Annotated in this window: 14 protein-coding genes; 4 read left to right on the top strand and 10 right to left on the bottom strand. The window is 66.3% G+C overall.

What is annotated here, in order from left to right; genetic code table 11:
- Positions 1 to 17 precede the first annotated feature (17 nt).
- The 3 genes from tolA to AC3FOF_RS15130 all read right to left on the bottom strand — a co-directional run bounded on the left by tolA (position 18) and on the right by AC3FOF_RS15130 (position 3,877).
- On the bottom strand, positions 18 to 809 hold the full coding sequence (gene tolA / locus AC3FOF_RS15120; protein WP_276268517.1) for a cell envelope integrity protein TolA: 792 nt from the start codon (positions 807 to 809) through the stop codon (positions 18 to 20).
- 181 nt (positions 810 to 990) lie between these two features.
- Positions 991 to 2,418 carry an amidase gene (locus tag AC3FOF_RS15125; protein WP_488727051.1) on the bottom strand — a complete coding sequence of 476 codons (1,428 nt, stop codon included), beginning with the start codon at positions 2,416 to 2,418 and terminating at the stop codon, positions 991 to 993.
- A gap of 124 nt (positions 2,419 to 2,542) precedes the next feature.
- Positions 2,543 to 3,877: an MFS transporter gene (locus AC3FOF_RS15130; protein WP_488727070.1), complete on the bottom strand. Its 1,335-nt coding sequence runs from the start codon at positions 3,875 to 3,877 to the stop codon at positions 2,543 to 2,545.
- Positions 3,878 to 3,931: 54 nt separating this feature from the next.
- On the opposite strand from AC3FOF_RS15130, the gene AC3FOF_RS15135 reads away from it, so the two are divergent.
- Positions 3,932 to 4,921, top strand: coding sequence for an Lrp/AsnC family transcriptional regulator (locus tag AC3FOF_RS15135; RefSeq protein WP_035814647.1), 990 nt, complete (start codon positions 3,932 to 3,934; stop codon positions 4,919 to 4,921).
- 350 nt (positions 4,922 to 5,271) lie between these two features.
- On the opposite strand, the gene AC3FOF_RS15140 is transcribed toward AC3FOF_RS15135, so the two are convergent.
- Positions 5,272 to 6,165, bottom strand: a complete 894-nt coding sequence (locus AC3FOF_RS15140; protein ID WP_276266382.1) for a DMT family transporter — start codon at positions 6,163 to 6,165, stop codon at positions 5,272 to 5,274.
- Positions 6,166 to 6,296: 131 nt separating this feature from the next.
- Between AC3FOF_RS15140 and AC3FOF_RS15145 the strand changes: the two genes are divergently transcribed.
- The 3 genes from AC3FOF_RS15145 to AC3FOF_RS15155 all read left to right on the top strand — a co-directional run bounded on the left by AC3FOF_RS15145 (position 6,297) and on the right by AC3FOF_RS15155 (position 12,254).
- The gene (locus AC3FOF_RS15145) at positions 6,297 to 7,091 is read left to right on the top strand and encodes an AraC family transcriptional regulator (protein ID WP_346430279.1); all 795 of its coding nucleotides are present in this window, start codon (positions 6,297 to 6,299) and stop codon (positions 7,089 to 7,091) included.
- A 194-nt stretch (positions 7,092 to 7,285) separates the two neighbouring features.
- Positions 7,286 to 8,497: an EAL domain-containing response regulator gene (locus AC3FOF_RS15150; RefSeq protein WP_488727052.1), complete on the top strand. Its 1,212-nt coding sequence runs from the start codon at positions 7,286 to 7,288 to the stop codon at positions 8,495 to 8,497.
- A 13-nt stretch (positions 8,498 to 8,510) separates the two neighbouring features.
- Positions 8,511 to 12,254: a transporter substrate-binding domain-containing protein gene (locus tag AC3FOF_RS15155; RefSeq protein WP_488727053.1), complete on the top strand. Its 3,744-nt coding sequence runs from the start codon at positions 8,511 to 8,513 to the stop codon at positions 12,252 to 12,254.
- A gap of 71 nt (positions 12,255 to 12,325) precedes the next feature.
- Here AC3FOF_RS15155 and AC3FOF_RS15160 read toward each other — a convergent pair whose 3' ends face one another.
- The 6 genes from AC3FOF_RS15160 to AC3FOF_RS15185 form a co-directional block, all read right to left on the bottom strand.
- A complete protein-coding gene (locus AC3FOF_RS15160; RefSeq protein ID WP_017229004.1) occupies positions 12,326 to 12,955 on the bottom strand; it encodes a response regulator transcription factor in 630 nt (209 codons plus the stop codon).
- Positions 12,956 to 13,070: 115 nt separating this feature from the next.
- Positions 13,071 to 16,385 (bottom strand): response regulator, encoded by a 3,315-nt coding sequence (locus AC3FOF_RS15165; protein WP_488727054.1) that lies wholly within the window; start codon positions 16,383 to 16,385, stop codon positions 13,071 to 13,073.
- 365 nt (positions 16,386 to 16,750) lie between these two features.
- Positions 16,751 to 17,770: a fimbrial protein gene (locus AC3FOF_RS15170; protein WP_488727055.1), complete on the bottom strand. Its 1,020-nt coding sequence runs from the start codon at positions 17,768 to 17,770 to the stop codon at positions 16,751 to 16,753.
- Positions 17,771 to 17,885: 115 nt separating this feature from the next.
- A complete protein-coding gene (locus AC3FOF_RS15175) occupies positions 17,886 to 20,408 on the bottom strand; it encodes a fimbria/pilus outer membrane usher protein (protein ID WP_488727056.1) in 2,523 nt (840 codons plus the stop codon).
- 125 nt (positions 20,409 to 20,533) lie between these two features.
- Entirely contained in the window at positions 20,534 to 21,247 is a 714-nt protein-coding gene (locus tag AC3FOF_RS15180) for a fimbrial biogenesis chaperone (RefSeq protein WP_488727057.1), read from the bottom strand.
- Between the two features lie 60 nt (positions 21,248 to 21,307).
- Positions 21,308 to 21,904, bottom strand: coding sequence for a fimbrial protein (locus AC3FOF_RS15185; protein ID WP_488727058.1), 597 nt, complete (start codon positions 21,902 to 21,904; stop codon positions 21,308 to 21,310).
- Positions 21,905 to 22,097: the final 193 nt, after the last annotated feature.

Raw genomic sequence — 22,097 nt, forward strand, 5'->3', positions numbered from 1 at the left:
AGGCCGCCGGTTCCCGCTCAGTCTTTCGGTTTGAATGTGAGGGTGACACTGCCCGGCGCTATGCCATTTTCGTCACGCGGCAGCGGATCGGATCGCTCCACCGCGCGCAGCACTGCGCTGTCCCAGGCGGAATTCCCGCTCGATTTGGTCAGGCGGGCCGACAGCAGCGAACCGTCCGGGGCCAGCTGCACCGCCACCACCGCGGCCGGATTGCCGGACACCTCTTCGGTGAAGATGATGTTCGGCTTGACACGCCGGCGCACCCGGTCCGGATAGCCGGACGAGGCGGTACCGCCTGCGCCTGCGGTATTGCCCGCGCGGTTGCCCACGCCCTGGCTGGCGACGGTGCCGCCTGCCTGGGCCTGCAGGCGTTCCAGTTCGCTCCGGCGCTGCGCGTTGGCGGCGGTGGCCTGCCTGGCCCGCGCATCGGCTTCCTCGCGGGCCAGGCGGGCACGCTGGTCGGCTTGTTCGCGCGCTTGTTGGCGCGCTTGCTCTTGCGCCTCCTGGCGCGCGGCGGCGGCCTCGCGGCGCTTCTGCTGCTGGAGTGCAATGTCAGCCTCTTCCTCCTTTGGCTGCACAGTGGGTGCAGGCGCGGGGTGGGGCAGTGCTGCCGGTTCGGGTGGTTGCGCCGTGGTTGCCGGGGTCGCGTCCCACAGTTCGGCTTGCAGGCCGACCGGGGTGCTGCTTTGCCAATGGACCCCGTAGTACAGCAGGACGCCAAGGAACACGTGCATCAGGAGGGCCAGCAGGAAGCACCCCAGCGTTCCCCGCTCCGGTACCGGCTGATAGGGATAGGCGATGGGCTTCATGTGATACAGCGCTGCCGGCAATCGTGATTTGCATGGGCATGTGACTTCCGCGTACCCTCCCCAGGGTGATGATGGTGGGCCACCAAACCCGGCAGGCGGGCAACGCGTTGGGCACAGTCAGAAGTAGCTTACGCCGCCAATGTCGGCACAGGCAAGCGCGCGGGGCGGCTTGCCCGAGGTCTCAGAGAGCCCATCGCTTCAGGTCGGGATTGCGGTCGGTGACCAGCAGCACCGGCGCTATCGCACCGGCCTGGTCGAGAAGTGCCTTGTCGGCCATGGGTGGGGCCAACAGCTGCACGCCGACTGGCATGCCTGCGTCGTCGAAATCCGCGGGCAGGGCGATGGCAGGGGTGCCGAGGAAGTTGCCTGCCCGGCAGAATTTGCCGATGCCAGCGTGACCGGCATCGGCGGGGTCCAGAGGCAGGGCACCATGGCTGGTCGCCGGCATCAGCAGCGTTCCCGTGGCACCCATGGCCCGCGTGAACGCCGCCGCGGCTTCCGTCCTGCGCTCGATGGCACGATCATAGGTTTCACGGGGAATTTTCGCGCCGGCGAGTATGCGATGGCGAACCACTTCCCAGAAGGGCTGCAGCGGGTCTTGCGCCAATTGCCCGTGAAGGCTGTAGCCCTCATATCCGATGATCAGGGAGTTGTCGTCGGAGAGCTTGCCAATGTCCAGCGCCGCGCATGGCGTCCACGGCGTCAATGCCCAGCCGGCCTCGCGCAGCCTTGCCAGCGCCCCCTTCCATGCACGCATGGCGCTGGAGGCAAGGCTGGCGGGAAATGCCTCTGTATCCAGCACGAAGATTTCGCGTTCCGGACTTGCCAGCCTGCCCTTCAGGCGAGCGAATACATCGGCAGGTGTTTCAAGGGTGACGGGATCGGCGTCGTCCGGCCCGGCCAGCACGGTGGTAAGCGCGTGGGCGTCGGCGACCGTGCGGCAGATCGGACCGAGCACGTCCAGGCTGGGGGCAAGCGGAACGACTTCCGCGCGGCTGATGATGCCGGTCGATGGCTTGAAGCCAACGAGGTGATTCAGGGTCGCGGGCGCGCGCACCGAGCCGCCGGTGTCGCCACCCAGCGCAATCGGAGCAAGGCCGGCGGCGACTGCCACGCCGGCGCCGGAAGACGACCCTCCCGGCGCACGGTGCCGAAAGGCATCCCAGGGGTTCCAGGGCGTGCCGCACGTGGGATTCTGCCCGGACAACCCGAACGCGAATTCCGTCATGTGCGTTTTGCCAAGGATGACCATGCCGGCGGCCTGGAGCCGCCTGGCCACGGCGCTGGTGCCGGTGCTGACGACGGCCATGCGGCTGAGCGAGCCGGCTGCCACCGCGGTGCCCGCGATCTCGATGCTGTCCTTGATCACGATCGGCACGCCATGCAGGGGGCTGGCCGCCTGGCCGGACCGCAGCGCGCGGTCCGCCGCATCTGCCTGGGCGAGGGCCTGCTCGTCCAGAACGACCGTGAAGGCGTTGAGCGCGTTCGCCCGGTGGATCCGGTCCAGGAAGCACTGCGTAACCTCACGCGAAGTGATCCTGCCGTCTGCGATCTGCCGTGCAATCTGCAGCGCGCTTTGAAAATGGAGTGCTTTGAGTTCGTCTTGCATGAGGAGCTGGATCTGTGATCCGAAAGAATACGGCCTGTGCCACTCGCGGCAGGGGCCGGTACGTGTACCCGGTGGACTGCGGGTGCGGGAGCGCGGCGCGGCAATGACCGGGGATCGATTGCGATTACTTCAGTTCCTGCCCCACCGTTTCCGGCATGCGTATAAAGGTGACCAGAGTGATGACAGCGCCCGCTAGAACGTAGTAGAAGAACCAGCGCTCCTGGCCGATACTCTGCAGCCAGGTCAGCAGGTATGGCGTGGTGCCGCCAAGCAGGGCCACCATCAGGTTGTACGGGGCGCCGATGCCCACTGCGCGAACGCTGGTCGGGAACTGTTCGGACATGATGGCCGGAGCGATCGAGGTGTACAGCGCATAGAGGACCAGACCGAACAGTTCCACAGCCAGGATCGAGCTAAAGGTCGGCTGCATCGTGGTGATCATCGGGTAGAACAGCAGCAGGTAACCGAGCGCAAAGACGATCAGCTGAGGCTTGCGGCCGATCTTGTCGGAGAGCATCCCGAAGATCGGGTGGAGCAGCATGAAGACGATCATGCCGATGGTGTTGGCGGCGAATGCGGTCTTCGAGTCGGCATGCAGCGCCCGGATCGCATAGGTCGGGACGTAGGCGACGAACAGGTAGAAGGCAAAGGTGGTCAGGACCGAAAAGCCGATGATGCGCAGCGTTTCTCGCGGATAGTCGCGCAGCAGCGTCCGCAGGGGCTGCTTGACCGGTTGCTGATGCATCTGCCTGGCCGAAGCCTCGGTTTCCGGAATCGAGGTGCGCAGCCACATGCCGGCAACGCCGCCGACGGCGCCCAGCAGGAACGGAATGCGCCATCCGAACGCTTTCATCTGGTCTGGCGTGAGCCAGGTTGTCAGCGCCCAGCCGATGGCCGAAGCGATCAGGATACCGGCGGCGGAACTGAAAAAGGCGAAGCTCGTGTAGAAGCCACGGCGCTTGCGCGGCGCCATCTCGGCCAGGAAAGTCGATGCGGAAGCGTATTCGCCGCCCAGCGACAGGCCTTGCACCAGGCGTGCGGCCACGAGGAGCAGGGGGGCGAGCAGCCCGATTTTCTCGTAGGTCGGAGTTATGCCGATCACCAGCGAGCCGCCGGACATCATCAGGATCGTTGCCGCGAGGGCCGCCTTCCGGCCGTAGCGGTCGGAGAAAATCCCGAGCGCCCAGCCGCCGACCGGGCGCATGAAGAAGCCAACTGCGAAAATGGCGAACGTCGCGAGCAGGGATGCGGTCTCGTCGGTCTTGGGGAAGAACTGGCCTGAGAAGAAGACGGCAAAGGCGGCGTAAATGGTCCAGTCAAACCATTCCACTGCATTGCCGATGCTGCCGGCAGCAATCATGCGGGCTTTCGATATCGGAGTCTCCGCCGGGATCGCTTGTCCTGCCTGGGTCACGTGATTCATTAGTTTGGCTCTTGTTGAAGCGCTGGGTCTCGACAGCGCTTGTTTATAATCGCAATAAAAACGACACAAACAAAAGGTTAATGTCAGAATATGGACACGTCAAGCTCGATTAAAGAGGAAAACGGACAACTGACGGCCGATGAGGTGGATCTTCGCTGCCTCAGCGCCTTGCAGGGCAACCCGCGCGGTACATGGCGGGAGCTGAGTGCGGCCAGCGATGTGCCCGAGCGCACGCTGTCGCGCCGACTGCAGCGGTTCATGGATGGCGGCTACCTCAAGGTGATCGGTGAACTGGACCCGGTGGTGCTGGGCAGCGGACCCGTGTTGCACGCATGGGTCCGCGCGGAGAATGGCAGGGAAAGCGAAGTGGCCGAGCATCTCGCCATGCAGCCGGAAACCCAGGTTGTGCTGGCAACCACGGGGGAGGCCGATATCTTCACCGAGATCAATTTGCAGACACAGGAGCAGCTCGCGGAGATGGTGATGCGCACGTTGCCACTGGTGCCGGGACTTCAGCGATTCGAATCTCGCGTGGTTCTGCGCTCGTTTCGTCGGGCGAGCCGCTGGCGTATCGACGGTTCGGTGCCGGCCGAGCCGGCGAGCGCCGGCCACGACCAGCGCTCGCTGACTGCCGATGAAACGCGCCTGGTCTCGGTGCTCGCCTCCGACGGCAGGGCGAGCCTGAGCGCGCTCGCGGAGGCTTGCGGCGTTAGCGAGCCAAAGGTGCAGCGCGTCATGAGCGGTCTCATCGAGCGCAATGCGCTGACCTTCAGGGTCGAGCTGGAGCCCTCGCTGGTCGGCTATGAGGTCGAGGCGATCCTGTCGGTCCAGACCCAGCCAGGCCTGGCCGATCGCATTGCGCTGGACCTGGCGCAGGACAAGCACACCCGATGCCTGTTCGGTACGAGCGGCCGATCGCAGCTGTTCTGGCACGTGCTGTGCCGGGACATCCGGGACCTGTGGGCCGTCTCGACGGATCGCATTGGTTCTCTCGATGGTGTCTTTGCGTGCGATGTCAGCACCGTGGTCCGCGCGTATAAGCGCGCCGGCCGAGTCCGCTGCGGGCGCAGGGTAGAGTAAGAGCCGTCTGGGGTTGCGTGCCGATGTCGCCGCCGCAGCGTACTGCCGATAGAAGCTCCACCTTCAGCGAGGCCGTCTATCCCGGCCCTGGATTCGGCCCTGGCTTCGCCATCACCCAGGATCTGGCCCGTACCATGATGCCTGGCGGCGCCGGTGACTCCTTCTGGGGCGGCGGGGCCAGCACCGCCTTCTGGATCGACCCGGCGGAGGATCTGATCGTGGTGTTCATGACCAGATCCTTCCCTCGACCGCCTGCAAGGTCCGCAGGGATCTGCGCCAGTGGGTCTACCGCGCCATTTCCGATAGTGGCCGGGCCTGGCCCGCCGGCGTGTACGGCAGGCGCCCGTCGTTCACGTCCTGGTCGCCTGCAGCCTCAGCGGTACCGTCCACAACTCGGCCAGCAGGACGCCTGCCACCGTCAGCACGCCGCCGACGGCGTGATACACCGCGAGCGACTCGCCGAGCATGGCCGCCGCGATCAGCGCGGTGAACAGCGGGATCAGGTTGAAGAACATGCTCGCGCGGCTGGGGCCGATATGGGCGACGGCGTGCATCCACACCAGCGGCGCGACCATCGAGGCCATCAGCCCGGCGAAGCCCACCAGCGGGAGATTGGCCGCCGATAGGCCCATCTTCGGCGTGGCCAGGTACAGCGGCAGCAGGGCGGCGACAGCCACCACGATCTGCAGGTAGAGCAGTTGCAGCGCCGGCACATCCTTCATCTTCCAGCGTTTGAGCAGGATGACGTAGACCGCGTAGGCCAGCATGGCCAGCAGCATCAGTCCGTCGCCCAGGTTGGCGCCGCCTGTCAGCAAGCTGGCGGGATCGCCGGACGATACGACCAGCAGCACGCCGGCAATCGACAGCACGGACCCGGCCACGGCGCCGGCGTTCAGGCGCTGGCCCAGCATCAGGATGGACAACGACAGCACCATCATTGGCGTGAGCGAGCCGATGATGCCCATGTGCGTGGCCGTGGTCATGTAGGCCGCGTAGTAAGCCAGGCATTGGTAGGCCACCATGCCGAGCAGGCCAAGCACCGCGATCCGGCCGAGATGCGGGCGGATCGCCGGCCAGTTGCGCAGCACCGGGCGCAGCGCCAGCGGCGTGAAGAGCAGGGCGGCCAGCAGCCAGCGATAGAAGCTGATCTCGGCCGGCGCGATCGTACCGGCCGCCATTTTGCTGACGACGGTGTTGCCCGACCAGATCAGGACAGCCAACAGCGGAAAGGCATATTGCCACATGGGAGCTTTCCCTTATGTGAATGGATCGCTATCATGAGCGCGTCCGCGTTGATGCATATAGCTCAAATAGGACAACTCGTCCGGGATTCCGGACTTCTTTGTGCTTTGTCTTGCGACCAACCCGATCTGCCATGCCCGACCAGCGGCGCTTCTTGCCAATCCAGGATGTCGAAGGGATGGAAGGTCCCTTTTACCTGCGCTATGACGAGTTCGGGGCCGACATGCAGGCCGAGGCGCACAGTCACAGCTGGGGCCACCTCAACTACGCCGCGCACGGCACCATGCAGATGGAAACCGATGGCCTGCGGCTGCTTTCGCCACCGCAATACGCGGTGTGGATCCCCCCGGCGGTGGTGCACAGCTGCACGTTGCGGCACGCGATCGTCTATCGCTCCATCTACATTGAACCCGGACTGTGCGCGCAACTGCCGGCCGAGGCCTGCATGATGCGCATCAGCCCGATCGTCAAGAGCGTGCTGGCGGATTTCGCCGCGCGCGGCGTGCATGTGCCGCGTACGCCGGCCGACCTGCGCCTGGCGTACGTGGTGGTCGACCAGCTCGCGAAGGCGCCGGTGCAGCGCTGCTACCTGCCGGCGGCGGCGACGCCCGCGCTGATCGCCGTGCTGGAGGCGCTGCAGGCCGATCCCGGCGACCATCGCTCGCTGGCCGAATGGGCCGCCAGCGTCCACATGACCGAACGAACGCTCGCGCGCCGTTGCCAGCAGGAACTCGGCATCTCGTTTGGCGACTGGCGGCAGCGCCTGCGCTTTCTGCGTGCCATCGATGCGCTGGAGGCCGGCCGCGGCGTGCAGGCGATCGCATTCGATCTCGGCTACAGTACGGCCTCCGCCTTTATCGCGATGTTCCAGCGCGAGGCCGGCTGCACGCCCGAACAGTATCGGCGGGAGTTCTGCGGTATCGCGTGATGCCGGTGCCCGCCCGGTGCGGCCCGGATGGCAAACTGCCGGGGCGGCGCAACGCCGCACCATGCCGGCAGCATCAGGCTTGAGATTTTTCCTACATAAATTAGGAAAAATCCGCATGCACGCAGGAACCCTCCTATAGAGGGGGTGACCGTTCCAGGGAATACTGGTCCGTTCCACCGACCTCTTTCCTTCCCATGCAGAACCTGAGCCTACTCGTTGTTGAAAACCAGCCGCTGCAGCGGCAGGCAGCCGTGGCTTCCCTGCTCAGCGCGGGCGCCGGCCAGGTCCATCAGGCTGCCCATGGAACCGAGGCACTGGAGCGCCTCGAGCGCTGCGGTGGGGTGGATGTGGCGATCTGCAACCTGCGCAATCCCGGCATGGACGGGGCGGCCTTCCTGGGCTTGCTGGGCCGCAGCGGCCTGGCCAGAGCCGTCATGCTTTGCGAGGAGGCCGATGCGAGGCTGCACAGCGCAGCCGTCTCGATGATCCGATGCTTCGATCTGGCCTTCGCTGGCGATCTCGGCATGCCGCTCGATCCGGCGCGCCTGCGCCGGCAACTGCAGCGCTTCACGGCATGCGGCAGTGCCCAGGCGCCGCCGCCCAGCCTGCCTGTCCAGCCTGCTGTGCCGCAACCCTCGATCGAAGACATCCGGCTTGGCCTCGCCAGGGGCGAGTTCGTTGCGCATTACCAGCCCAAGTTCTGGCTGCGCAGCGGCGAGATGAACGGTGCCGAAGTATTGGCCCGCTGGGAGCACCCCCGCCTGGGGCTGCTCGGTCCGGCCAGTTTTCTCCCCACCATGGAAGCCAGCGGCCTGATCGACACGCTCTTCGTGCAATTGCTGGAGCAGGGCCTTGCCTTGCAGCGCGAACTGGCACGCTACGCCGTGCAGATCGAACTCGCGTTCAACGTGCAGACCTCGCAGCTCGCCCGGCGCTTCTTCGCGGAGAGGATCCGCTTCGCCCTGGCGCAAAAGCAACTCCCGGCCAGCGGCCTGACGTTCGAAGTCACCGAGACCGGCGAGATCGGCGGCGCAAGCCACGAGGCCGGCCAGATGGCCTGCAGCCTGGAAAACATGCTGCGGCTAAGGCTGATGGGATGCGGCCTGGCGCTGGACGATCTCGGCAAGGGCCACTCGTCGCTTGCCCGTCTTTGCGATTACCCGTTCAATCAGGTCAAGCTGGACGCCGCGTTCGTGCACAAGCTGGACCATTGCCAGGCCAGCCGCGCCGTCATCGGCGCAGCGGTGGCGCTGTCGCAAGCGATCGAGGCCCAACTGGTGGCCGAAGGCGTGGAGACCGCCGTGCAAAAGCGCGAACTCCTCGCCATGGGCTGCGAGATCGGCCAGGGCTTTGCGCTGGCGATGCCCATGCCGGGGCAGCGCTTCCTGCGCTACTGCATGGAATAGGGCCGCAGCCACGATGCCGGGTTTTTTTACCTCCTTCCTGTCGGTATTCGTTGCGCTCGCCATCTCGATGGCCATGGGCGGCGCCTGCGCGCAGGCCGGCATCCAGCCGGCGCCCAGTCTGCAGTTGCAGAGCCATCTGCCGCTGGAGCGCCGGGAGGTCCCGCTATCCGCCGCAGACTGGACCTGGCTCAGGGGCAAGCCATCGCTCGTGCTGGGCGTACCCGGCCCCGGCTTGCCGCCGCTGGATATCGCCTATGGCGGCGATTTCGAAGGGATCACGGCCGATGTCATGGCCCTGCTCAGGCAACAGCTGAGTATCGAGATCGAGGTCCGCTATTTTCCCGACCGGGCCAGCGCCATCCAGGCGTTGGCGGACGGCCGCATCGACCTGCTGGCCAGCGCCAACAGCTTCGAGCAGGACAACCACGGGCTGATGCTCAGCCGGCCCTACGCCGCCGACCAGCCCTCGCTGTTCAACCGCGGGGCGGGCGCCTGCCGCCGCTCGGACGACCTGGCGGGCAAGACCGTCGCGATGGGGCAGGACTACCTGCAAGGCGAGACGCTGCAAAAACGCTATCCCAAGGCCAGCTTCGTGCGCTACCCGTCCAACACCCAGGCCATGGCGGCCGTGGCGTTCGGGCAGGCGGACCTGTACCTCGGCGACGCGCTGTCTGCCTCTTACCTGATCAACCAGGGCTACTTCAGCAACGTGCGCTTCGAACGCTTTCTCCCGCTCGACACCAGCGGCTTCGGCTTCGCCATGCAGCCCGGCGACGCGCGCCTGCGTCGCATCGTCGACACCGCCCTGGAATCGCTGGGCAAGACCAAGCTCGACCGCATCACCAAGCGCTGGGCCGGCGAGGGTGCCGTGCTTCCCGGACAGGTGCTTGACCTCAGCCCTCAGGAACAGCGCTGGATCGCCCGCCACCCGGTCGTCCGGCTGGCCGTCAACGATGATTTTGCCCCAGTGGCCTTTTTCGACGCCAACGGAGGCTTCAATGGCATCGCATCCGACTTGCTCCAGACCATCGCCTTGCGTACCGGGCTGCGCTTCGAGATAGAGCGGACCGGCAGTTTCGCCAGCCTCCAGCGCGCCCTGGCCAGCGGCCGTGCCGACCTGAGCCTCCTGATCCCGAGCCCCGAGCGCGAGGACTCGCTGCGTTTCAGCCGTCCCTTCCTGGCCAGTTCCTTCGTGCTGGTGACGCGCAAGGGCCAGCCCGTGACCAGCGCCAGCCTGCGGCAGGGCCCGGGCAAGCGCGTGGCCATCGCCCAGGGGCATCTCGCCATCGAGCGCATGCGCGCCGCCTACCCGGAAGCGCGCATCGTCACCGCGTCCACGATACTGGATACGCTGCGCATGGTGGCCGCAAACGAAGCCGACGCGGCAGTGCTTACCCTCAACACCGCCCGCTACTACATCGGCAGGCTCTACGATGACAAGCTCGCCATCAGCGGCCTGATCGACAACGACGCGGCACCCCTGAGTTTCGCCATGCGCCGCAGCGACACGGAACTGCAGTCGATCCTGAACAAGGCGATACAGGCCTCCGCCCCCCACGAGCTGCAAGCCAGCATCAGCCGCTGGCGTTCGGATACGGTGATGGTCGGCCAGACCTGGCGGGACTACCGCCAGACCATCGCCATCATCGTCGGCGGCGCGCTTGTGCTGCTGGCGCTGTTCCTGGCCTGGGTCTTCCACCTGCGCGGGCAGATCCGCAAACGCATCCGCGCCGAACAGGCCTTGAGCGACCAGTTGCAGTTCATGCAGACCTTCACCAACGGCCTGCCCAATCCGGTGTATGTGCGCGACTGCCAGGGCCGCATGCTCTCCTGCAACCGCCGCTACGAGGAGGTGCTCGGCATTGCCGCCGGGCAAGTGCTGGGGAAAACCGCGCTGGATTTGCCGCCCAGCCACTTTGAGGCTGCCCCGCTGTTCCACGCGTGCTACCTGCGCGCGATCGCGGACGATGAGCCGATCCGGCAGCAGCGCGCCGTGCATATCCGTGGCACGCTGGTCTGGATCGACCACTGGATCCAGCCGTTCAGGGACGCATCGGGCGTGATGAAGGGAGTGATCGGCGGCTGGCGGGAAATCACCGAGCAGCGGCGCCTGATCGGGGAACTGGAACAGGCGAAGCATCTGGCTGACCAGGCCAGCCGTGCAAAGACGACCTTTCTCGCGACCATGAGCCATGAAATCCGCACGCCCATGAATGCCGTGATCGGGATGCTCGAACTCGCGCTGGAGCGCGCCGGCACCGGTGTGTTCGACCGCACCGCCATCGAGACCGCCTATGCCTCGGCCAACAGCCTGCTTGCCCTGATCGGCGACATCCTCGACATCGTGCGCATCGAGTCAGGACACCTGAGCCTGGCGCCCGCCCGGGCCAACCTGCGTGAACTGGCCGAGTCCGTGGCCAGCGTCTTCGAAGGCCTGGCCCGCCAGAAGGGCATCGATCTGGTGCTGGAGATGGATTCCAGCGTCAACCGCGAGGTGCTGGTCGATGCCACGCGCTTCAAGCAGATCCTGTCCAACCTGGTCAGCAATGCCGTCAAGTTCACCGATCATGGCTTCGTCAGGATCCGGCTTGGCTGCCAGCCTCTCGATGCCGGCCATGTGCAGGTCGCACTCTCCGTACAGGACAGCGGAATCGGCATCGCGCCGGCCGACCAGCGGCAGCTGTTCCGACCCTTTGCCCAGGTCGCTTCGTCGCCCGGCCATGTCCAAAGCGGGACGGGGCTTGGCCTGGCGATATGCCAGTCCCTGTGCGAGATGATGGGTGGAACCCTGAGCCTGCAGAGCGCCAAGGGCCAGGGCACGCAGATCGACGTGACGCTGAAGCTGAATGGCCTGGCACCCAGCGCGGCCACTCCCCCAGCGCTGGAAGGCCACGCGGGCGGTACGGCACCCTTGCCGGCCCCGAGGGCGCCCAGTTCGGGGCAGCGCCTGCGCGTCCTGGTCGCGGACGACGACGCGGTCAGCCGCGCGCTGATTTGCCAGCAGCTTGTCTTTCTGGGGCATCGCGCCGTCGTCGCCGTGGACGGCGGGCGCGCCTTGCAGCGGTGGCTGAGAGGCAGCTTCGATGCCGTGATTACCGATTGCCACATGCCGGTCATGAAAGGCCCCGAACTCGCGCGGGCCATCCGGCAGCGGGAGCACCAGCAAGGGCGGGCGCCGTGCCTGATCCTGGGCCTGACCGCCGACGCGCAGAAGGAGGGGATTGCAGGCAGCATCGACGCCGGCATGAACGCGTGCCTGGTCAAGCCGATCGGCCTGGACGTATTGCGGGAACAGCTGGCTGCGGTCGTGCCCGTGTCAGGCAGGCGGCGATTGCGCCCGGGCAGGGATGGGGATGGCGGCACCGCTCTGGCGGCAGGCGCACCGCCGCCTGCCGTCCGCACCTTGCCGGAGGGGCTCCGGGAGATCACGGTGCTTGCCGACGGCAACCCGGTACTGTTGCGCAGGCTGATCGACGAAGTGTTGCGCACCAGCAAGCAGGATCGGGAAGCACTGGCCCCGCTGGCAGGCGCGCAGGATGCAAGCGCGCTCGCAGCGTTGGCTCACCGGATCAAGGGTAGCGGCCAGATGCTGAAGCACGGCGCGCTGGTCGAGGCCTGCGTGCGGCTGGAGACAGTCTGCCGCGACGATGTCCTGTCCGTGCCGCGCCTGCAGGAAGCCGTCGCGGCCGTGGCGCGCCAGATGGCCGCGATGGAGAAAGCCTTCCGGCACCACCGTGCCACCGTTCCCGAGGCTTGAGGAGAACGAGGGGGATGACGCGGACGAGAAAGGCTAAGCGGTCCGGCAAGCCCGGCCGGTGGCGGGAAGGATCAAACGAGTCCGTTGCGTTTCGCTATCTCAACCATCGCCACCAGGTTGGAGACATTGAGCTTGCGCATCAGGCGCACCTTGTAGGTGCTGACGGTCTTGTGGCTGATCAGCAGATCTTCGGCGATTTCCTGATTGCTGAGGCCTTTTGCCAGCAATTTCAGGATTGTGATTTCGCGGTCGCTCAAGCTGGCGATCAGATCCTGTTCCTTGCCGGCGGCCTGCCCGCTCTCCCGCAGCATGCTGACGGCGCTCTCGGGAAAATAGATGTAGCCGGACAGCACGGCTCGCACCGCCGCCACCAGTTCGTTGAGGTCATCGTCCTTGCTGACAAAGCCGGCGGCGCCGGCCTGCAGGCAACGTATGGCGAAATTGCGCGGATCGCCCGAGGTCAGGACCAGGGTCTTGACCCGGGTATCGGTGGCCTTGAAATGAGAAATCACGGCAAAGCCATCCATCTTGGGAATCCCAAGATCCAGAATCACCAGGTCTGGAGAATGCTCGCGGACAGCCTGAATGCATTCGGAGCCGCTGGTGCACTCCGCGACGATGGTGTGTCCCTCTTTCTCGAGCATCAGCCGGACGGCGACGGAAATCAAAGGGTGATCATCGACAATGACGATTCGGCTCATTTATTACTTCCTATATTCGATCAGGTGCGCATGCATCCGCGATGCAAGAAAACCGTCAGCCTCCGGCATCACCCGGCAAGCAAGGCGGTGAGCTTAGCACAGGCGTTTCATCTGCTCACAGGTGTTGTATAGCCGTCTCGATCCGGGCGACCAGGTCATGCAGCTCCGCATCCTGGGCGAGCGGCACGCCGTCGGCGAGGCCGGCTTCCGTCTGGCTGCAGGCGGCCACCAGTGCCTGGGCCTGGGCAACTGCCAGCGCACCGCGGATGCGATGCAGCAGGCGGCGGACTTCGCCCGAGTCGTCGCGGCCGATCGCCGCATTGACGGCCTCCAGATCCTCCCGCATGGTGTTCACGAACACCGCCAGCAAGCCCTCCGGCACCTGGATACCGTCGCCGGTGGCCGGCGTCGCGGTGGGGGGAGGGCCTGGCGGCCCGGACCGCGCGGGCCCATCCGCCGTTGCGCTCCCGCGCGGTCCCGCGGCCTTGCGCAGGCAGGCATGGAGCGTCTGCAGGCTCATCGGCTTGGTCAGCCATCCGTTCATTCCCGCGGCCAGGCAGCGCGCTTCCTCGTCGCGCATGGCGTTGGCGGTCACGCCGATGATGGGGATGGCGGGATCGCGCTGCCGCAAGGCCCGGGTGAGCGCATAGCCGTCCATGACCGGCATGCCGACGTCGGTCAGCACGATATCAATATGGCCGGCCTTGCCGGCCGCCTCTTCCAGGCAGCGCAGGGCTTCCTCGCCATTGCTGGCGGCGACGACCACGCAGCCCAATTGTTCCAGCTGCTCGCCGAGCAGCGTGCGGTTGATGGGATTGTCCTCCGCCACCAGCACGCGCAAGCCGAGCGCCTGCCGGCGCGGTGCCCGCTTGCCGGCCGCCTGCGGCCCTGGCATGGCCGGCGTGGCCCCGTGCGCGGCCGCGGCCAGCGCACGGCACAGGTCCGCCAGGCTGTGCAGATTGACCTGCCACCCCTGCGCGCAGGGCTGCGGCTCCAGTTCCGCATCGTGGCTGCCCAGCACCCGCACGCCTTGCCAGTCCATGGGGGGCAGGAACTCGGGCAGCAGTTCGAGCAGCAGGCCGGAGCGGGCCGCCGTTTCGCCCTCAGGTGCCACGGGGGCGGCGACCGCGCCCCAGCTTTCCAGCCACCGGCACAGGCTGCCGGTCAGTTCGGGAGAGGGCGAGCGGACATGGATGGTCTCATGCGGCAAGCGCGCCTCCCCGCCAAGCGCGGGCGCGGATTCGACTTCCTGCAAGGTCAGCCCCAGGCCGAAACTGCTTCCGAGCCCGGGCGCGCTGGCCACCTCCAGCGATCCGCCCATCATCTGGCAAAGGCGCAAGCAGATCGACAAGCCCAGCCCGGTGCCGGTCACGGCATGATGCCGCCCCTCGTCGGCCTGGTAGAACGGCTCGAACAGCCTGGCCTGCTGCTCTTTCGGGATGCCCGCGCCGGAATCCACCACCTGCCACTCCAGCCTCACCTGTCCCTCGGCTTGCGCCGGCCGCTCGCCCATCCGCAGGTGCAGGACGACGCGCCCCGTCTCGGTGAACTTGATCGCATTGCTGATCAGGTTGCTCAGAATCTGGCGGATCCGCGTGCTGTCGCCAGACACCCTTGCCGGTATGTCAGCCGCTATGCAACTGTAGAGCTGCAAGCCCTTCTCGTGCGCCAGGGCAGCATAGTTGCGCACCGTTTCCTCGGCCAGCGCCAGCGGGCTGAAGACCTCCGGCTCCAGCGGCATCTGGCCGGCCTCGATCTTCGAGATGTCGAGAATGTCGCTGATCAGCTGCAGCAAGATATCGGAAGAACTGCGGATGGTGTGCAGATAGCCCTGCTGGCGCGCATCGAGCGGCGTCAGGCCGAGCAGCTCCAGCGTGCTGACCACGCCGTACAGCGGCGTGCGGATCTCATGGCTCATGGTGGCGAGGAAGCGGCTCTTGGCCGCATTGGCCTCGTCCGCCGCGGCGCGGGCCCGGCGCAGCGCCGACTCGGCCTGGCGGTGGGCCGTGATGTCGTTGAACGCGCACAGCAGCACGCTGGCGCCTTCGTACTGCGCCGGCGCCCAGCGCGCGTGCAGGAACAGCCCGCCGGCTATCACGCAAGCCTCGCCGCGCACCGGGGCGCCGGCCTCGAACAGATGCCAGTCGCGCACCAGCGCGGCGATGGCCCCGGGCCCGCCAAGCCATGCCTGCGCCAGCGCGTTCTGCGTGATCACCGCGTGCCCGCTGTCGCCCAGCACGCACAGCGCCACCGGCGCGGTCTCGATGATGGCCCGGTTGAAGGCATGACTGTCCTGCAGCGCGTGATGCGCCGCGCTGGCGGGTAGTACCACGCGCCGCCGGTACCAGCGCCTCAGTGCCCAGCCGCCGCCGAAGATGGCCAGCAGCCCCAGCCCCCACTTCAGAATCGCCCAGCGCTCGTCGCGCAGCACCTGCCGGTACGGGACCAGATAGGCCGCCTGCCAGCCCTGGCCGCCTGCCTCGCCGAGCCGGACCAGCAAGCCCTGCCGCGTCAGGTGGCTGCCGTCGGCATACTGCCGCACCCACTCCGCGCTGCCGCTCAGCACGCGGCCATCCGGACCGAGCAGGTGCAGCGCCTCGTAGGTGGGCACATTGAGCATGCGGTCGATGCTGTCGAAGTCCAGCACGGCGACGGCGGCCGTGCGGCGCGGCGCGGCCGCCGCCCACCAGAATTCGTCCGGCACGCGGTCGGACACATAGGCCAGCAGTTCGGGCGCCGGGCCGCCCAGCAGTTGCCCGGCCGCCCGCCATTGCACCTGCAGCACGCCCGGCCGCGGCGGATCGGCCAGGATACGCTCGCGCACCGCCTGCAGCACGCGCAGGAAACCTTGGCGGCCGCGCGTGCCGGCGTCCGGCTGCGCATCGATCGACGGTACCGCCAGGCCCGCCGGGCTGTCGAGATCCGCCAGCAGCATCTGCGGTGCGGGGTAGCGCGAGCGGCTCCAGAAACTGCTGTAGAAGCTGCTGGCGATGAGGCCCAGGCCGAACTGCCGCTCGCGCGCCTCGGGGGCAAGCGGCAGCGCCTGCGTCCCCGGCAGGGCCAGCGCGAACGGCGTGGAAAAGGAGAACTGCTGCCCTTCGTAGATGTCCACGTCGCCGCGCGGCATCACGCGCAGCGTGGTCAGGTCGGCGCGCAGGCGGCGCGGCGTGGTCTGCGGGGCGGTCTGCGGCGCGGGCTCGGTGGCGCGGATGAACTGCAGCAGAAAGCGCTCGTGCTCATGGATATTGCCGGTCAGCCGCTCAAAATGCAGCTCGATCTTCCTCTGCTCGACCCCCAGCACGCGGGACAGGCCCCAGTACGTGGTACCGAGCAGCACCGCCGCCAGCCCCGCCACGGCCAGCAGGCCGGCATTCAGCCGCAGCGCGCTGCGGGCCAGTTCCTGGACTTTCGCTCCTCGAGCTTGCTTCATGCTGCCCCTGGGCGCCTTCGCGCCGATCCGCATGCCTTCGGCAGTGCCCAGGGAGCCCCATGCTCCCGGCCCGACACCACCGAGAGCCGCATTGTAGCGGGCGGCAGGATGCCGGCCAGGGTGCAGCATCCGAAACTTGAGGTAGCGCGCTAATACGGTGGCCGGCGCGATTGCCGTGCCATGGATTATCTGTGGTGCTCCGTGCCCGCCGGTCCGCGACGCAAGTCCTCGCAACACCGGTCCGCCGACCGGGGCAGGGCATCAGGCCAACGGCTTGCGGCGCACGACCGGCACCCGATCATGGAAGATCGCCTTGTTCTGCGGCGGCAGCCGGTAGCTGACGGCGCAGCTATCGTTGCCGGGCACTATTGATAGCTCAGGGTGTAGGTCGCGACGGCGTTCGCGCTCCCCGACTTTATTTTCGGGGCCGTCTGTACATAGCGTGCCTGCAGGTCAATGGACATAGTGGCCTGCCCCTGCTTGACGGTACCCGCATACCATTGGTTGGTATTGCCAACGGCGCTGGAATCCGGCCCGTATCCCAGCACGACATCACCCTTGAGGATCTGGATGCCGACGCCGGTAGCCGCCGTCGCGTCCCTCGACAGTGAAAGGGTCGTCGAGATGTTTCCCGGATTGGTGGCGTCGGTCAGCGTGACGAAGGCCCGGGTCGCCGTTTCCGCGTCGCCGCCCGAGCACCGCAGTTTGATCGAGAACGATTGGGGCGGGGCCGTCGATCCGACGCCGGAGAAAGCGGTCGCCGAAATCACGTGCCCCATGGGCACAGGGATGCTGGAGGGACTCTCGACCTTGCAGGTCGGAACCCTGGGTGTAACGATAAGCGGCGCAGCGAACTGGTATTCGACAAGCGTCTGGCCAGCTGCGTGGTCCGCTGTGTAGCGGGCGTAGGCTCCGGCCAATATGCCTGGTGCTGTGATGTTTCCTGTCTTGATCAGTTGTATCTTCGGCGCGTAAGCCAAGTTCCAAGAGGCCGTCCACCATGGAGAAGAGCTGTCGACAAAGGGGAAGAACTTCCCATTGGGAGCCAGTATCCGTATTCCGATATTCGGGATGCTCGTCGGATAGATATTGTTAGCTCCCAGAGTGCCGATGCCGGTCACGTAAGTGTTTGTCAAAGAAGGGCAGCTCGTGGAGGGGGAAGTTGGATTCTTCGCGTTCTTGAACGATAACCCTTGCGCAGTCGCCTCGTAGATTACTCCGCCCATAGGAATATCACCGGGGCTGAAGGGAGGCGGATTGAACCCCGATACCAACACTATGTAGTGGTCCTTTCCATCCGTTGTGTAGGCCGTGCAGGCCGCAAACGCCCAGATTGGAGCGAGCGCCAGGTAGAGCCCAGTAAAAGCCTTTTTTTTGGTAATCATTTACACCACCCACTTGATCTAGAAGCGTTCACAAAAAGCCGAAAAGGGGCTCGACAGCCGCCGCCAGCGGCCGCTCTTCGGCGAACAACAACGCAAAGTGCTTTCCGGATGCGGATCATTTGGCGCCGACCACCGTGCCGGCGCGCGTGCAGGTCACCGGCTGGCGTTCGTAGGTCAGTTCCTTGTTCTGCGGCGGCAGCAGGTAGCTGACGGCGCAGCTATCGTTGCCCCAGCGCACGTCGATGCGGCCCTGCTGCTGGATACCGAACACCAGCAGGCGCGACTGGTTGTCCACCATGCCGATCAGCTTGTCCTTGGCATCGTAGGCCTGGGCGCCGAACGGCACCTTGCCGGACTGGTCCAGGCTCAGCTCGAACTGCACGCGGCGGCCCGTCTCGGCCTGGAAGCGCGTCTTGACCACGGCGCCGCGGGTGGGCACCACCATCTTGGCGTTTTCGGCGATCTCGGTCTGGGTGCCGATGCTGGACGGATCGATGTTGAGCCAGTTCACGCGATAGGGCTGCAGATAGGGCACCACGGCGTAGCCGCGGCGGTCGGTGCGGATCATCTGCGAACCGCCCAGCGACACGTCGGGCACCTTCGGCACCTCGACCACGGCAAAGGTCTCGCCCACCGGCTGGCCCAGCGTCACGCCGCCGCCATGCACCACCAGGGAGCCCGACGCGCCCGCGTCGACGTGGCTGCCGGCGCGGCTCTGGCTCACGTTGCCGGTCAGCCTGGCCGTGGGCGTATCCCAGCCCAGGCTGACGCCGCCCGAACCGCCGCCATCGCGGCTGTAACCCGTCTGCACGCCATAGTTGACGGTGTTGCTGTCGTTCAGGTAGCCCGACACCCCGCCCTGCAGGTTGAAGTCGCCACCGTTGGACGACACCGCGTTGGCATAGGCACGGTGCGTGCTCGGCGCCTTGCCCAGCGGGATGCTGAGCGACAGGCTGACCTGCGTGCTCGGGCGCGCGTTGGAGCCGGAGTCGCGCGTGTGCGAGACCGCCACGCTGTAGCTGATGTCCTTGTAGCTGCCGCTGTAGCCAAGCTGCAAGCGGCGGCTGTTCCCCGCGCGGTTCCAGTAGCTCGTCTCGCCCACGCCGAGGTACAGGGAACCGCGCGACAGCGGCTGGTTGACGTTGACGTCGAGCCGGCTCTTCTGCCGCCGGAAACCGTAGCCATCGGTGTTGTCCTTCTCCTCGACGTGCTGGCTGAACGTACGATAGCCGTCCGTCGAATAGCGGTAGCCCACCATGGTGAACGTGGTATTGGTGGGATAGACCGTCTTCGAGTAGAGGAAGCGCAGGCTCTGCCCCTGCCGCTTGCCGTTGCCGGTGCGCGACTGGCTGTGGGTGACGTCCAGCGACACGCCGCCGATCGGCGTGTTGACGCCGGCGCCCAGCGCGAGCGCCGAGTAGCCCTGTGCCGCCAGCACGCCGCCGTAGCCGGTGAAGTCGTCCGACACACCGTAGACCAGCGTGCCCTGCACGAACTTGGGCCGCGACTGGCCGTCGGCCCGGTAGGCGCCGCCGGCCAGCGCATAGCGCAGGCTGCCGCGGCGCACCATCACCGGCATGTAGGAATAGGACTGGGTATAGCGCCGCACGCGGCCGTCGGCTTCGGTGATCTTGATCTCGAGGTCGCCGTTGGAGCCGCTGGAAGCGATGTCGTTGATCTCGAACGCGCCGGGCGGCACCGCCACCGAATAGATGACGTAGCCGTTCTGGCGCACCTCGACCACGGCATTGCTTTCGGCGATGCCGCGCACGACCGGCGCGAAGCCCATTTCGCTCTCGGGCAGCATGCCCAGGTCGGTACTCACCTGCGCGCCCAGGAAGCGCACGCTGTCGAAGATCTCGCCGGCCGTGTACAGCTCGCCCGCCGCGCCCTTGCCGCGCAGGCTGCGGATATCGTGCTCGACGTAGCTGCGGTTGCTGGAGAAGCGGGTGCCCGTGCCGCTGGAGCCGGTCAGGGAGGATTCGTTGCGAAAGCGCCAGCCGCCGAAGTTGACGCCGCTGCGCAGGCCGAGGTAATGGTAGTCGCTATGGTAGCCGCTGCCGTCGTTGCGGCTGTAGTTGGCCTGGTAATTGGTGTAGGCCGCGGGCACGCCGTCGTCCCATAGCGAGGGATCGACGTAGCCACGCGCGTTGCGCGCCACATAGGCCTGCGGCACGCTCAGAAGGAGCGCCAGCTTGTCGGATTCGAACTCGACCGAAGCGCCATCGGCCAGGGCGGCTAGATCCACGGCCGCGGCCTCGTCCGTGCCGGCCGCCACGCGCCCTTCCTTTTCCAGCCGCGCAACGTCGACACCGATCGCGCGCAGCAGCTTGAGCGAAATCGCCGGGCGCACGACACCCTCGGCGTCGGGGCTGAACAGTACCGTCTGCCGGCCGACCGGCGTGTGGTTCAGGTAGACATCGACGTCGTAGCCGCCGGGCAGCATCGCGCTGCCCTTCTCGAAATAGTGCAGCGCGACCGGCCCATCGCCTTTGCGCAGAAAGGACTCGTTGAATTCCACGGCATGGCCCGCCGCGGGCAGCACCAGCCCGAGCAGCGCCAGGCACGGCGCGCCGAACTGGGCGGCCACGCCGATCGCGATGGGTTTCCTGACGATTTCCTTTCTGACGATGACCATACCGAATCTCTTTGTAATGTGCCTCCTGGTCCACGCCCGTCGCCGGGCGCAAAGCGGCCTCCCGCCCCTTGCCGGGGCAGGGGAATGGCGAAGCGAAAAGCAGAAGGGGGGTTAGGCTGGCGGCTTCAGGCGCCGGCGTCGCTGTCGTGCGCCGTGATGGCGCCGTAATCGTTGATGGTTTCGAAATGCACCTTGGCACCGGCGCCCGCCCCGGCCGGCAGGCCGTGTACGGCAAGACGGCGCGTGCCCGACGGCGGAACCATCTGGGTGTCGACGGTGTAATCCTTGCTGCCGCTGCGCAGCTTGACCTCGGCCAGCGACACATGGAAGGCGGTGGGGTTGCTGACCTCGAGCTGCGCCTTGCCGTCCTGCGTGACCACGCGCCAGCGCAACTGCGCGGGCGCCTGCGCGACCTCACCCGGCAGCCCGGCCGGCCGGTAGAAGAACTTGATGCGCTGGCGCACGGCGATCTGCAGGGTGTTCTCGCCCTTGGCCTTCTGCGGGATCTCCTGCACGCTCAGCCAGAACACCGACTCGCGGTCGGTCGGCAGGCCCTGTCCGTAGTAGAGGATGCGCAGCGTCTGCTGTTTCTCGGGACCCATGCGGCTTAGCGCCGGCGTGATGGCGAACGGCACGTCGGCCTTGTCGTCGCCGGCGTCCATCCAGCTCTGCACCATGATGTCGGCCGGCGCAGTGTTGCGGATCAGCAGCGACGCCTCCTTGCTCGGCGCGGCCAGCACGACGCGGGTTCCGTCGAGCGTGATGCCAGCGAGCGAAGGGCCTGAAGACAGCAGCAGCGAGCCGGCCAGGGCCAGCCCAGCAAATTGGAAGCGTTTCATATTCGATCCAGTGGTTGCGGCGAGGGCGGGGAGCCCGGGGCCCCCCGCGTTGCCGTGGGATTACTCGTAGTTAAGCGTAAAAGGCAGCGTGCCGTTGGCTTCACCGGCCTTGATGTCCTTGTCGCCGTTCTTCACATAGGCCGCGCGCATCGCCAGGTTGGCGGTGTAGACCGGGGCTTCGACGGTGCCGCCCTTGATCAGGTTGCCCGTGATCATTTCGTTACCGCTGAGGTTGAGCAGCTTGCCATCGCCGTTGTAGACGCCGATACCGACGCCCGTGGCATCGCCGATGGTCTTCAGCAGATGGTTATCGAAGGCGTCCACACCCGAGCCGGCGACGGGGTCGAAACGCAGGCTGACGGTCTTCAGGTCGGTGGCGCTGGCGCCGCAGTTGAGGTTCAGGTTGACCGCGGTACCGCCCGCGATGCTGCCGCCGGCGCTGCCGCTCAGCGAATCGATGGCGACCTTGCCGAGCTTGACGTCGATGATCTGGTTGCCCTTGTCGCCGGTCACATTGGTACCGCTGCCGCCTTCGATGTTGCACGAGGCAGCCGTGATGGAGCCGGTGAAACTAATGGTGCCTTCAGCGGCCATTGCGGAGCCGGCCACGAGGGTGGTGGCGGCGATAACGAGCATCTTCTTGATGTTGGTGGACATGGTTTACTCTCCGGTTGTGTGAAAAAAACTGCTCTCTCGATGAGAGTGATCATTATCGGAGGTGTCCGAATCTAAATGAATGAGACCGGTCCTACAGGGGAATTGATTTGTCCTACGAGCGTATGGATTAATCCTACAAGCATAAAAAATTGCAAAAAATAATCATATTTCCCAGCCGACGGCTATTATCGCG

Source organism: Cupriavidus sp. 96C5-1, assembly GCF_057798855.1.

Coding starts and splice junctions, on each gene's coding strand:
- AC3FOF_RS15165 (WP_488727054.1), bottom strand. CDS start 16,385: ATGAAGCAAGCTCGAGGAGCGAAAGTCCAGGAACTGGCCCGCAGCGCG.
- AC3FOF_RS15170 (WP_488727055.1), bottom strand. CDS start 17,770: ATGATTACCAAAAAAAAGGCTTTTACTGGGCTCTACCTGGCGCTCGCT.
- tolA (WP_276268517.1), bottom strand. CDS start 809: ATGAAGCCCATCGCCTATCCCTATCAGCCGGTACCGGAGCGGGGAACG.
- AC3FOF_RS15175 (WP_488727056.1), bottom strand. CDS start 20,408: ATGGTCATCGTCAGAAAGGAAATCGTCAGGAAACCCATCGCGATCGGC.
- AC3FOF_RS15160 (WP_017229004.1), bottom strand. CDS start 12,955: ATGAGCCGAATCGTCATTGTCGATGATCACCCTTTGATTTCCGTCGCC.
- AC3FOF_RS15145 (WP_346430279.1), top strand. CDS start 6,297: ATGCCCGACCAGCGGCGCTTCTTGCCAATCCAGGATGTCGAAGGGATG.
- AC3FOF_RS15155 (WP_488727053.1), top strand. CDS start 8,511: ATGCCGGGTTTTTTTACCTCCTTCCTGTCGGTATTCGTTGCGCTCGCC.
- AC3FOF_RS15150 (WP_488727052.1), top strand. CDS start 7,286: ATGCAGAACCTGAGCCTACTCGTTGTTGAAAACCAGCCGCTGCAGCGG.
- AC3FOF_RS15140 (WP_276266382.1), bottom strand. CDS start 6,165: ATGTGGCAATATGCCTTTCCGCTGTTGGCTGTCCTGATCTGGTCGGGC.
- AC3FOF_RS15135 (WP_035814647.1), top strand. CDS start 3,932: ATGGACACGTCAAGCTCGATTAAAGAGGAAAACGGACAACTGACGGCC.
- AC3FOF_RS15125 (WP_488727051.1), bottom strand. CDS start 2,418: ATGCAAGACGAACTCAAAGCACTCCATTTTCAAAGCGCGCTGCAGATT.
- AC3FOF_RS15180 (WP_488727057.1), bottom strand. CDS start 21,247: ATGAAACGCTTCCAATTTGCTGGGCTGGCCCTGGCCGGCTCGCTGCTG.
- AC3FOF_RS15185 (WP_488727058.1), bottom strand. CDS start 21,904: ATGTCCACCAACATCAAGAAGATGCTCGTTATCGCCGCCACCACCCTC.